Annotated in this window: 10 protein-coding genes; 3 read left to right on the top strand and 7 right to left on the bottom strand. The window is 42.1% G+C overall.

Features of this window, described 5'->3' with window-relative positions:
• Positions 1-4 precede the first annotated feature (4 nt).
• From I6E84_RS08590 to I6E84_RS08565, 6 genes are all read right to left on the bottom strand, one after another.
• A complete protein-coding gene (locus I6E84_RS08590; RefSeq protein ID WP_197217474.1) occupies positions 5-1,696 on the bottom strand; it encodes an MFS transporter in 1,692 nt (563 codons plus the stop codon).
• 283 nt (positions 1,697-1,979) lie between these two features.
• Positions 1,980-2,615 (bottom strand): glutathione S-transferase family protein, encoded by a 636-nt coding sequence (locus I6E84_RS08585; protein ID WP_197217473.1) that lies wholly within the window; start codon positions 2,613-2,615, stop codon positions 1,980-1,982.
• A 4-nt stretch (positions 2,616-2,619) separates the two neighbouring features.
• Positions 2,620-3,297 carry a type 1 glutamine amidotransferase domain-containing protein gene (locus I6E84_RS08580; RefSeq protein WP_197217471.1) on the bottom strand — a complete coding sequence of 226 codons (678 nt, stop codon included), beginning with the start codon at positions 3,295-3,297 and terminating at the stop codon, positions 2,620-2,622.
• Positions 3,298-3,501: 204 nt separating this feature from the next.
• Positions 3,502-4,551 (bottom strand): NADP-dependent oxidoreductase, encoded by a 1,050-nt coding sequence (locus tag I6E84_RS08575; protein ID WP_197217470.1) that lies wholly within the window; start codon positions 4,549-4,551, stop codon positions 3,502-3,504.
• A 227-nt stretch (positions 4,552-4,778) separates the two neighbouring features.
• Positions 4,779-5,990 carry an iron-containing alcohol dehydrogenase gene (locus I6E84_RS08570; protein ID WP_197217469.1) on the bottom strand — a complete coding sequence of 404 codons (1,212 nt, stop codon included), beginning with the start codon at positions 5,988-5,990 and terminating at the stop codon, positions 4,779-4,781.
• Positions 5,991-6,367: 377 nt separating this feature from the next.
• On the bottom strand, positions 6,368-6,985 hold the full coding sequence (locus I6E84_RS08565) for a TetR/AcrR family transcriptional regulator (RefSeq protein WP_197217468.1): 618 nt from the start codon (positions 6,983-6,985) through the stop codon (positions 6,368-6,370).
• Between the two features lie 425 nt (positions 6,986-7,410).
• On the opposite strand from I6E84_RS08565, the gene I6E84_RS08560 reads away from it, so the two are divergent.
• Positions 7,411-8,895 (top strand): aldehyde dehydrogenase family protein, encoded by a 1,485-nt coding sequence (locus I6E84_RS08560; RefSeq protein WP_197217467.1) that lies wholly within the window; start codon positions 7,411-7,413, stop codon positions 8,893-8,895.
• 136 nt (positions 8,896-9,031) lie between these two features.
• On the opposite strand, the gene I6E84_RS08555 is transcribed toward I6E84_RS08560, so the two are convergent.
• Entirely contained in the window at positions 9,032-9,271 is a 240-nt protein-coding gene (locus tag I6E84_RS08555) for a hypothetical protein (protein WP_110923741.1), read from the bottom strand.
• 258 nt (positions 9,272-9,529) lie between these two features.
• Between I6E84_RS08555 and I6E84_RS08550 the strand changes: the two genes are divergently transcribed.
• Positions 9,530-10,942: a DASH family cryptochrome gene (locus I6E84_RS08550; RefSeq protein ID WP_197217466.1), complete on the top strand. Its 1,413-nt coding sequence runs from the start codon at positions 9,530-9,532 to the stop codon at positions 10,940-10,942.
• A gap of 321 nt (positions 10,943-11,263) precedes the next feature.
• Positions 11,264-12,517, top strand: a complete 1,254-nt coding sequence (locus I6E84_RS08545; protein WP_197217464.1) for an NnrS family protein — start codon at positions 11,264-11,266, stop codon at positions 12,515-12,517.
• The last annotated feature ends 23 nt before the right edge of the window (positions 12,518-12,540 follow it).

Genomic DNA, 12,540 nt, shown 5'->3' with positions numbered 1-12,540 from the left:
TATCTTATTTTGGTTCACGCATTTTGGCGATAACGGCTAGCTCTTTAGCCAATGGGTTACGTTTATGATAACGATAGTAAAAATAATTGAGCAGTAAAATAACGGTAGCACCAGTCGATAGAAGGGCCATGATGAAAAACAAATCACCATAAGCAGAAACAGTGGCTTGGCGCTGAATACCTTGTAGAACTTGCAGCACGGCAGCCGTATTGGTTTGAGTGGCGTCCGTCATTTGTGTAGATATAGTACTGCGTGCAGCGGCTATCTGTCCCACCAGCTCAGGATCACCAAAATTGAGTGAGCTGACCATATCTGCATAATAAACCTGCGTACGAACCGTGGTAAATGCTTGAATAGCGGCTGCACCCGCCAATCCGCCTACCGTTTGTGAAATGCCAAAGATAACGGAAAAACTAATAATATAGGCAGGACCGCTAGCAATAGCACGCAAAAACCCTTCAAAAACTAAAGGCCCCATAAAATACACGGCGGCAAATGCAATCAAAAACTGGCTGATATAAAACATATAAGGTGCTGAATTAATAGACACGCTAGTATCCATCCAAGAACCTAAGGCAATCAACGCCACCGCAAAAATAACGGGTCGGCGTAAATCTATTGGATTGGTACTAAAAATACTAATGACCAAAGCCAATACACTGGCGGCTAATATGACAGCATAAAAAGTAATCAGCTGATCGCCACCATAGCCTAAGTTGGCAAGTAATCCTGCCGCACCGACATTTTGCTCAGATAGCAAAATTCGCATGACAGCGCCGGTAATCATAAAGGCAATAATATTGCGGCTACGCATCCAGCGCACTTGTAGCATTGGGTTTTTGCGATGGGTTTCAATCCATAGCGCGATGCTAATCCCGACGATAGCAATAATAAGTGGATAGATAAGCCAAGGTGTCGTCCACCATAAAATCCTACCTTGTACTAAAACGACAGACAATGCAGCCAGACCGCTTGCAAAAAATCCAAAGCTTAAAAAATCCAGTTTTTCAAATACTTTTTCTGTATTGCCTGGTGGTAGCTCTAATATATTAATCAGCCCAAAGCAAATCAGTGCCAAACCAAATTGAAATAGAAATAAGCTTTCAAGTTGACCGTCGATGGTGAGGTAGGGCGAGATGATTCGTGACAATGGAATACCAAACTGCACCAAGCCAAACCCCAAAATTAGACCGCTAGTACGCTTGACGGTTGGCATACCTTGCAAACAATAGAACAATCCTAAGATGGTCATACCGCTGGCCACCATACCGCTTAAACCACGCGCTATAATCTCTAAGTAATACGGGTCAAGCCACATACCATCAGCAGCCGTCATCAAGCCACTGCTTACAAACCATTGCATGCTGGTTGCTAGTAGCAAAAAAAACAGGGTGATTTTACTGAATAATGCCATGCCAAATTGCTGACGAATCTTGTATAACAATACGGTGATACAAGCATTGGTCATATTGTAGGCAACCGATATCCATCCGCCTTCCATAGGCGTTAGGCTAAGGTCACCTTGAATTTGAGTCAGGTTCGCGACCAGCAAACCATTTTGAAAACTGGCAGTCACCCCAATAATAATACCAATAATCAGGTAAAAAACCTTGCGGCGTGCAGGATGATCAGGATTGGCTGGAGAGCCCACCATCATTGGCTGTTCGTGGGGCTTGAATTGATACTCAGTACTCATGGATGAATGACTGTCTTTGAAGGTGGACGGTTGATTGTATTAAGCTTAAATTAATAAAGCCTGTCAACGGTATAGTCGTACAATAGAATATGTTTTATAGGTATAGTCATTCCACTACCAAAGTATGACAGCGTTAACTTCGCTTGAAGTATTACATCTACACTCGGTTGCCTTGTACTACTTTTAAATTGAATCGACTATAGGAACAAACAACAAAAATAGCCCAAGATAGACTTGAGCTATTTTATCATGCTTTTTATAAAACGTTTACTATGGCGTGCGTTTAGGCTTGTTTTGATTCGTCATGTTCAGCTTCAAGGCGCATGGCACGTTGATAACTATCAAGGCTCGCCAACTGCTCTGCATATTGCTTAATATGCGGATAATCTTCTAGTTTCTGACGTTGAGCAAGAATGATTAAGTCGAACGATAGCATAAAGTCTGCACCACTGAGTTGGTCACCCACGATGAACGACTTACCTTCGACCGACGTATCTAGATACTTAAACAATCTGGTCTTTTCTATCTCGATATAACCGTTCAAAAACTCGTTATCCTCGATGCCTGCTTTTTTGGTAAACAATTCAAGCATAAGTGGCAACATGAGCGAGCTTTCAGCAAAGTCAATCCACTGCAAGTAATGACCATAGTCAGTACTGTCGGGTGCAGGACGCAAGCGATCTGGTGCAAAGCGTTCGATCAATAGCTCAGTAATGGCACCAGACTCTGAGTATGTTTGACCATCCATTTCGATGACCGGTGACTTACCAAGAGGGTGTACCGCTTTTAAGCTATCAGGCGCCAAATGCGTCTTAGCATCACGTTGATGACTCACGATCTCATAAGGTTCGCCTAGTTCTTCTAGAAGCCATAAAATACGCAACGAACGTGATTGGTTAAGATGATGCAAACGAATCATAGTATTAACCTTTAAGCTTAGCGAGTAAGCGTTTAGCCGCTTCTTCTGAAGAGGCTGGGTTTTGACCTGTGATTAATAGACCATCTTCTACCACAAATGATGCCCAATCAGCTGCTTTCTCATAATGACCACCATTAGCGATCATTGCATCTTCTACTAAGAATGGCACGACATCGGTAAGACCAACGGCGTCTTCTTCTGAGTTGGTAAAGCCAGTCACTTTTTTGCCTTTAACCAAGTATTCGCCATCAATTTTCACATTTTTGAGCGCTGCTGGAGAATGACAAACAAAAGCAACAGGCTTGTCTTGCTTAACGAAAGTCTCAATCAGATTGATAGAGTTTTCATCCACTGCCAAATCCCACAATGGGCCATGACCACCAGGATAGAATACTGAATCAAAGTCTTCTGCTTTCATGTCAGCGAGCTTTTTAGTAGTAGCAAGATGCTCTTGAGCATCAGTGTCGTCTTTGAAACGTAATGTGTCTTTGGTTTGCGTGTCTTCATTATCACTACTAGGATCGAGTGGTGGCTGACCGCCAGCAGGAGAGGCTAGCGTGACATTCACACCTGCATCAATAAATGCATAGTAAGGTGCTGCAAATTCTTCTAACCAAAAACCTGTTTTTTTACCAGTATCGCCGAGACGGTCATGTGACGTTAGTACCATTAAAATATTCATAGTTATCCTTATTTATTATTCATTAGTTTTAAAAATTAGTGTGGATAGAGAAAAAATTCTGTTATCAGATAAGTAGCAACCATCTTAAAATTGTAGTAGTAAATGATGACTGCTAACAGTATCTATGTTTGAGACTTAATAGTCAGTTGTTAAAGTCAGTATTTATGTTGTTAAGTAGTTATAGCGATTATGAGTCACCATAAACTATTTAACGTCAGCAACCTTAACGACTGTTTTACCAAAGTTTTTGCCTTCTAGCATGTCAAAGAACGCTTGCGGTGCTTGTGCTAAGCCATCTGCTTGGTGCTCTTTGGTTTTGATATCGCCTGACTCAACCCATTGACCCATGGTTTTTAAGAATTCAGGGTAATGGTCGCCATACTCTTCAAAGATAATGAAACCTTTGACCGTTAGACGGTTGGCCAATACTTGACCCATTAGCATACCTAAACGGTCTTTGCCGTCAGGTAAGTCAGTGGCGTTATATTGTGATACTAGACCACATACTGGGATACGGGCATGCGCGTTTAAGAGAGGTAATACCGCATCGAACACTTTACCGCCAACGTTTTCGTAATAGATGTCGATACCATCTGGACAAGCGTTGCTTAACTGTTCGGCGAAGTCTTCGGCATGATGATCGATACAAACATCAAAACCCAACTCATTGACAGCATAAGCACATTTCTTAGCACCACCTGCCACGCCAACTGCGCGTACACCAAGCTTTTTACCCACTTGTCCAACTGTTGCACCGACAGGACCAGTTGCTGCGGCTACTACTAAAGTTTCACCTTTTTGTGGTTTACCGATATCAGTTAAGCCCATGTAGCCAGTAAATCCAGGCATACCAAGTACACCAAGACCATAAGAAGGATGAGGCATATCTTTATCTAGTTTTAGGACACCCTCGCCATCGCTGACGCTATAGTCCTGCCAGCCAGAACCTGATACAACCAAGTCACCTTCAGCAAAGCCATCGACATTAGATTCGACCACTTGTGCCACTGTGCCGCCCGTCATGACGTCACCAATTTGTAGTGGATCGGTGTAGCTCTTTGCATCACTCATGCGGCCACGCATGTAAGGGTCAAGTGATAGGTAAACGGTACGTAGGAGCATTTGCTTGTCGTTAGGGGTAGGGATATCGCTAGTAGCAAGCTCAAAGTTGTCGCTGGTTGGTGTGCCATGAGGACGGCTTGCCAGTTTGATTTGACGATTTTGTTGTTGGTTTTGAGTATTATCAAAGCTCATATTATTATCCTTTTTAATTATTGATTTTAAGTGTCTATATTTACACTCTTTGCACCTTTCGATGAAAGGTTTTTCTTGTACAAAATTCTTTGTTTAAAGATTTTTATCTTTGATGTGATGTCTAATCTGATATTGAATCTGATGTTGAATGTAGTAACTACCCATTGCTGAGTAGCTACTATAAATAGCATAACTATATGTATTTCTTATTACGGCGATGTTACTTATTAAGACGCTTTGCTAGTAATAGCACGTTGTAGGATGCGACGTGATACTTCTAAGTCGTTTGTACCATGCTCGCCAAGTTTGACCATACCATGCACTTCAAGCTGCTTGATGATTGGATCAATCGCTGCTTCAGTCAAATCGGCATCTTCTAGGCTAACAGGCAAGCCAAGTTCGCGGAAGAAGTTTTCAGTATAGACAATGGCAGTTTCAATGATGGCGTCGTCATCTAGGTCAGTATCGGTAATGTTCCATACGTTACATGCATACTGAAGCAATTTTTCTTTTTTGCTTTCTTTTAGCTCACGCATCACTGATGGCAATAAGATAGTTAAGGTACGTGCATGATCGATCGCGTGTAGAGATGTCAGCTCATGACCAACCATATGAGTTGTCCAGTCTTGTGGTACACCAGTACCGATCAGACCATTCAATGCCATTGTCGCCGTCCACATAATGTTTTTACGGGTTTCTAGGTTCTCTGGATCTTGCTTAACAACCAAGCCTTCATCGATAAGGATTTTGAGCAGGCTTTCAGCAAAAGCGTCTTGGACTTTAGCATTCACAGGATAGGTTAGATACTGTTCCATCACATGAACGAATGCATCAGCCACACCATTCATTACTTGACGTTCAGGCAATGTAAGTGTTTTGATTGGGTCTAGAATTGAGAATTTAGGGAAGGCAAGTGCATTACCAAACGGTAGTTTTGCTTGACGTTCACTATAGTTAATAACGCCGCCCGAGTTCATCTCAGAACCAGTTGCTGGAATGGTTAGTACCGCACCCAAATCAACCGCAGAATCGATGTCTCTACAATAGCTAGTCAATGCATCCCACGCTTGTTCACGTGACACAGTGCCATCTTCTTCAGTCAGTGATGATACCAATGCAACAAATTTGCTGCCATCAATCACTGAACCACCGCCAACTGCTAGTAAGAAGTCGATGTTGTGCTCATTCACCATGTCTGCTGCTTTTAATAGCGTGGTGAATTCTGGGTTGGCTTCGATGCCACCGAATTCGAATACGGTACGGTTACCGCTCGCTGACAAGGCGTTTTTTACTTCGTCCAATGTACCATTACGTTGCGCTGAGCCACCACCATAGGTGATAAGGACGCGGGCATCAGTAGGGACTAGATCTGATAATTGCTCGATTTGACCTTCACCGAAAACGATACGTACTGGGTTGTAATATTGGAAGTTGTTCATAATATTCCTAAACTTTGTTAAATATTGATTGGGTGTGCGAGCTGCAAATTTATTTATTGGCAAGTTCGTTTCTTACATTTGCGTGCATTGTACATCAATTAGACCAGTCGTCTAGTGTTTTTTACAAAAGTCTCTCATAACTTGATTGTTAAGTAGGAGTTTAAGAGTTATGAGGATTGTGTATTAGAATGTGAATCGTTCTTAGACCCTTGATAGCTTGAGGTATTCAAGAAACCAGTCAAGAGACTAGAATTACAAGAGACTAAGAATGATTCATTGCTGGCGATTATCATTGGTGTGCTTTTTAAGACACCAATGATTTATCTAACGTAGGGTTTTAATGTAGGAATAGTCATTTACGAATGGAGAATACGCGTCTAGCGTCCGAGTTGTGACGTCGTCATCTGCCAAACTTCTGCGAGTGGGGTATTGGTCTGGCTGATTTTGGCAATTAAGCTAGCACCAAGCCATGCAAAGTACCAACGCTTCGCTATACTCTCAGCAGCAATGTTATCAGGCTGTGGTACAGAGCCATCTATCCAGCCAGCTTTGATTTGATCACCAAGCCAGTTGACAGTTTGTTGGTAGCCTGCATTTAACGCGATGCGCATAGGCTCTGACATATCCGCTACTTCAGCACTGAGCTTAACTACCAAGCATTTTTCATGATCGCAGCCGTTTTGCTGAGTGTCGTACCAATTTTGAAAGTAGTTATATAGCTTTTGCTGTGCACTAACGTTTTGCGTGCCGATGACGTCTAGGCGTGTTTTATATAGGCTGAAGTAATGATGAATAATCGCTTCACCAAACGCTTCTTTGGACGCAAAGTAATGGTAAAAAGAGCCTTTAGGTACACCCGCTGTGTCTAATATTTGCTTAAGACCAACGGCAGTAAAGCCTTTTTTGGCGATGAGTTGATAGCCAGTTTCGAGCAAGTGAGCTCTAGTATCTGATGTAGCAATAGGTACGGGTGGTGCATTTGTAATAGTAGACATAGAGGTGATGTTCTCCTTGGAACTTCATAGTAATAGAGTGGTTAATATTCATTTAAGCGTCATATTGAGGACGTATTCTAATAATATTTATTTATGTGCGTTACGTTTCATCAACAATATTTACGGGCAAAGTAGTCTTGTTTTATTAATAGCTATGGTAGCATTAGACCAGTCGTCTATCAAGGTACGTTTTAGGCTCACTAGTCATTAGGACGTTTATCAGTCAAATCGTTAGACTGATATATCGCTTAACAATGAGTTTAGAGGCACTTCTTGCAAGATGCTGTTTACAAGAGGCCATTTATAAGCGATTTTTTATAAATAAGCTTTTATAAGTAAGTTTCTCATGCAATATTTCGATAATAATTTTAAAACTGTCTTTAAAACCAAATTTTAAACATAACTAAGTAAAAATAAGGATCATTATGTCAGCGAATAATACCAACACCAGTGCTTACAGTGACTTTCATTTGCAATATATCGCAGGTGAATGGCAAAAAGGTAAAGACGATAGCGTCAATACCAATACAAACCCATACAACGGCGATGAGCTCGTAAAAATTCAACAAGCGACGGAAGAGCAGCTCAATGAAGCCTATGAAGCTGCTAGTCAGGCGCAGCAAGAGTGGGCCAAGCAAACACCAGCGGCACGTGCTGCTGTACTGTACAACGCTGTTAATATATTAGACCAGCGTCAAGAAGAAATCGTTGATTGGCTAATCAAAGAGTCGGGCAGTACCCGTATCAAAGCCATGGTTGAGTTTGGGGCAACGCGTGCGATTACCCTTGAAGCTGCGACTTTCCCTAATCGTGTGCACGGTGAGATTCGTCCATCTAATACCCCTGATAAAGAAAACTTCATTTACCGTGAGCCAATTGGTGTTGTTGCAGTCATCAGCCCGTGGAACTTCCCATTGCATTTGACCCAGCGTTCTATCGCACCAGCCTTAGCACTTGGTAATGCAGTGGTGCTAAAACCTGCTAGTGACACGCCTGTGACAGGTGGTTTGCTACTTGCAAAAGTATTTGAAGAAGCAGGTCTGCCAAAAGGTCTGCTCAACGTAGTCGTGGGTTCAGGTAGCGAGATAGGTGATGCGATTGTTGAACACAAAACGCCAAGCCTAGTATCATTTACTGGGTCAACCTCAGTTGGTAAGCACATTGGCGAACTGGCCAACGGTGGCGATTATATCAAAAAAGTTGCCCTTGAATTGGGTGGTAATAGCCCATTTGTCGTATTAAAAGATGCTGATATCGATCAAGCAGTAAAAGCGGCTGCCTTTGGTAAGTTCCTGCACCAAGGTCAGATCTGTATTGCGATCAACCGCATTATTGTCGAAGACGCACTATATGATGACTTCGTGACGCGTTTCCTTGAGCATGTCAAAACCTTGCAAGTTGGCGACCCTGACAAAATGGAAACAGCAGTTGGTCCAATTATCAATGAAAAACAAGTTAAGTCGTTAAAAGACAAAATTGCTAAAGCGCAAGAAGAAGGCGCAAAAATGATCTTAAGTGGTGAGATAAAGGGTCAAGTAGTACCGCCACATATATTCACTGATGTCACACGTGAGATGGATTTGTCACGTAACGAAGTGTTTGGCCCATTAGTCGGTATTATTCGTGCCAAAGATGAAGACGATGCGTTGTCTATTGCCAATGACTCTATGTATGGTCTATCAAGTGCCGTATTCACGCAAGATTTAGCCAAAGGCTTACGTTTTGCCCGTGGTATCAAAGCTGGCATGACGCATATCAATGATATCTCAGTGAATGATGACAGTAATGCGCCGTTTGGTGGTGAGAAAAACTCAGGTATTGGCCGCTTCAATGGCGAGTGGGTACTAGAAGAGTTCACCAGATTGCATTGGATCTCTGTACAGCATCAGCCACGCGAATATCCATTCTAAGAGCTTAACTTTTAAATGTTGTAAACTGATATTTGAACCATAAAAAAGACCGCTTATATAGCGGTCTTTTTTATGGGTGTACTGTCTAAAATTAGTAGGTATCAATGTTTATATTCTCGAAACACCACGCGTTTATTTAAATTTTCTGTTTATGATGAAAACCAAGTAGGGCTTCAATCTCTTCAATCGTGATACGCCTGACAAGTGCTTGCTCTTCTACTGATAGGCGATTGGTATGCTCTTTTATCATGGTATGTATGCTGCGAGAGATTTCGGATGTCGTGGCGTAATACATCTGTGGTTGATCTTTCGTTAGTCTCATCAAAAACTTGTTGATGAGCTTACGTTTTTCTTCTGGTGCGTTTTCTTCAGTCATATTATTCTCCTAGGAATAAATCATGTAGGCAGTCAGGCTTATAGTTAGAATAACGCAGATAGGTATCATCAATCTACAGTGATATTGATACGTTAATATAGCTGGCGAGGTCAACGATATAGCGGACTTATATGAATTTGACTATAACAAACATTTAAGTGAGATATTTAACATACCTTGTACCGTATATCATATTCTAAAATATTATAGTTTGGACTGAGCTAATAAGTGTATGAGTACAATTAGGGAGTCGAAAACATGTCAGATCCGCAATTAGATAGTTTAACAAAGAAGCCAACGGATAAAGAAGCAGTGTTGGTACTATTTTATAATGATTTGCGTATAGATGATAATGCAACATTGGCAAAAGCAGCAATGCTGGCCCAAGACAACCATAGGCAGCTGTTACTTGTTTATGCGGATGCTTTAGTGGATATCATTGGTCAGACAAATAAAGATCAAGCTTACGACTTCGATCGAATAGGAGATGCTCGTCAGCAGTTCTTATCTGAGAGTCTGTCTGATTTGGATGAATCGCTACAACGTCTTGGCAATAGATTGTTGCATCTAACGCCGCATACATCATCGACCGCATTGGATACCTTTACGCAGCTGTGTCAGCTTATCGATCAGCAGCAGGTCACTGATATATGTGTCAGTCAAACGGCAGATTATAATCAAAACCAAGCCTATAGTTTCTTGCAACGTAAGTATCCACAGGTGCGCTGGCATGAGCAAGTAACCAATACGTTGTTTGCGTCTTTGCCGATGGAAGCGTTACCTAAAAGCTTCACGCAGTTTCGTAAACAAGTCGAATCAGAGCATGATTTATTAAATGCCAAAACAGACGTAGTTATTAGTCCAGCGCCAGAATCTCTACCACCCATGCCAGACAATTTAATAAAGGGTACAACAGATAGCCATTCGTTATTCTTCAACAAACGTCATCTTGATGTGCAACTGCCTTCTGAGTTTAAAGGTGGAGAAACCAATGCTATCAGCCATTTGAACGATTATTTCAATTCTGATGCGCCTAGTACGTATAAAACCACGCGCAATGCGCTGGATGACTGGACATACTCTACTAAATTCTCGGCTTGGCTCGCAAATGGTACACTCTCGGTCAACGTGCTGCTGAACCGCTTGCGTCATTATGAGCGTGAAGTGGTGGCTAATGAATCCACTTACTGGATATGGTTTGAGCTACTGTGGCGTGAGTATTTTTATTGGTATGCCATGACCCATCAGCAGAAGCTGTTTTGGTACAAGGGTATTGCCCAACAGTCACCAACGACAGGCTTTGATAAAGGGCGTCTGGAGCAGTGGAAAGAGGGTACTACGCCATATCCTATCGTCAATGCCTGCATGAATCAGCTAAAGCAAACGGGCTATATGTCCAATCGTGGCAGACAAATAGTTGCTAGCTGTTTCATCCATGAGTTGGGTTTAGATTGGCGTTATGGGGCGACTCATTTCGAGCAGTACCTTATCGATTATGATGTTGCTAGCAACTGGGGTAATTGGCAGTATCTGGCAGGCGTGGGTGCTGATCCAAGAGGCTGCCGACAGTTTAATTTGGCCAAACAAACTCAGCAATATGATCCGAGTGGTAGCTTTATTCATAAATGGCAAGGTGATAATACTGATGATTATGTACTGAGCTCACCTTAAATTTACTGATGAATTTAAGTCATTTTTTCATAGCCTTTCTCGCTCAGCATGTCCTAAGTATTCCAAAAATAAGAAGCGACCACATGGGTGGCTTTTTTATTTCTCAAAACTATTTTTCAATACAATATAGTCAAAGAGCTCTAAAATGGGTACAAGTCAGCCGACTGCAGATTGTACAAGTAGTGCATCTAAGGAGGGTAACGCCGTAGCGGTTTAGTCGTTCACCGACTATAGCTGGCTAAGTACGTTGCGTAACACATAACATTCATATAAAATGAATCTTTAAGGTCAGTTTTATTAATACTTTCTAAGAAGATCACTATGCAATCTATTAACCTACCCAGTAAGCCGCCAAGCTCGCCACACCCAATTCTTAATTTGAGCTTCCGTTTGTTTTTCAGTGCTGCTGCATTATTCGCGGTAGTCACGATGGTGTTATGGGCCTTTGTGTTCACTGGGCATACAGATATAGACGCGCAGGTATTAAACCCCTTGTATTGGCACGGCCATGAGATGATTTATGGTTATGCATTGGCAGTGGTCGCAGGGTTTCTATTAACGGCGGTCAAGACGTGGACAGGGGTGATGATGCCGCACGGCTACAAATTGCTAGGTATCTTTGTCTGTTGGTTGTTAGCACGGTTTAGCTGGATCGCTTTTGGCGTGGGCATAGTGGTGGCGGGCAATAGCACATTGTTGCTATACGCCGCCGCAGTGTTTGATTTTTTGTTTATTGCCTCAATGGCCTTCGTTATTTTCCGAGCAGTATGGCAAGTAAAGCAATATAAGCAGATGGGCATCTTAGCAAAATTGGCATTATTAATGTTAGGTAATGGACTGTGCTATTGGGGCATTATCAATGCAGACATGAGCATCATGAAGACAGGCATGTATCTGGGATTTTATTTAATCATTGGCTTAGTATTAACCATTGGTCGCCGCGTGGTACCATTCTTTATTGAACGAGGTCTTAGTACGACTAACGCTAAAGGCGTTGCAGAAACCGTCACCTTGTATAATAGTAAAGTACAAGATATCGCAAGCTTATTATTATTTTTAGCCTTTTTTATCGTTGATCTGTTTTATCCTCATCCATATTTACTGACTATAACGGCGCTCGGTGTGGCAATCGTTAACATCATTCGTCTAGTAGGTTGGTATCATCGTGGTATTTGGCAAAAGCCGCTGCTTTGGTCGTTGTATATTGCGTTTTTAGGCATGTGTTTGAGCTTTATGCTGTACGCATTTCAACCGTGGTTGGGTTACTCTCATAGTTTGGCGGTACATGGGCTCGCGATTTCGGGTATTGGCATGATGACGGTAGCGATGATGACACGGGTATCGCTTGGGCATACTGGCCGAAGTATTCATAATCCACCCAAAACGACAACTTTGATGTATGGTTTGATGGTTTTGGTGTTTGTCAGTCGCGTGCTATTGCCTTTGGTAGATATGAGCCATTACTTATTATGGATTATGATTGCTCAAGGTGCATGGATTGCTTGCTTTGTGTTATTTTGCATCAGCTACTTACCGATGCTGGCACGCCCTAGACCGGATGGCCTGTTTGGTTAAGTAGATAGTGGTTAAGCAGCTAA

The organism is Psychrobacter sp. SCQQ22 (assembly GCF_015864605.1).
Taxonomy (GTDB): domain Bacteria; phylum Pseudomonadota; class Gammaproteobacteria; order Pseudomonadales; family Moraxellaceae; genus Psychrobacter; species Psychrobacter fozii.
The sequence above is the reverse complement of the archived record's forward strand: the minus strand, read 5'-3'. Positions and strand labels throughout refer to the sequence as shown.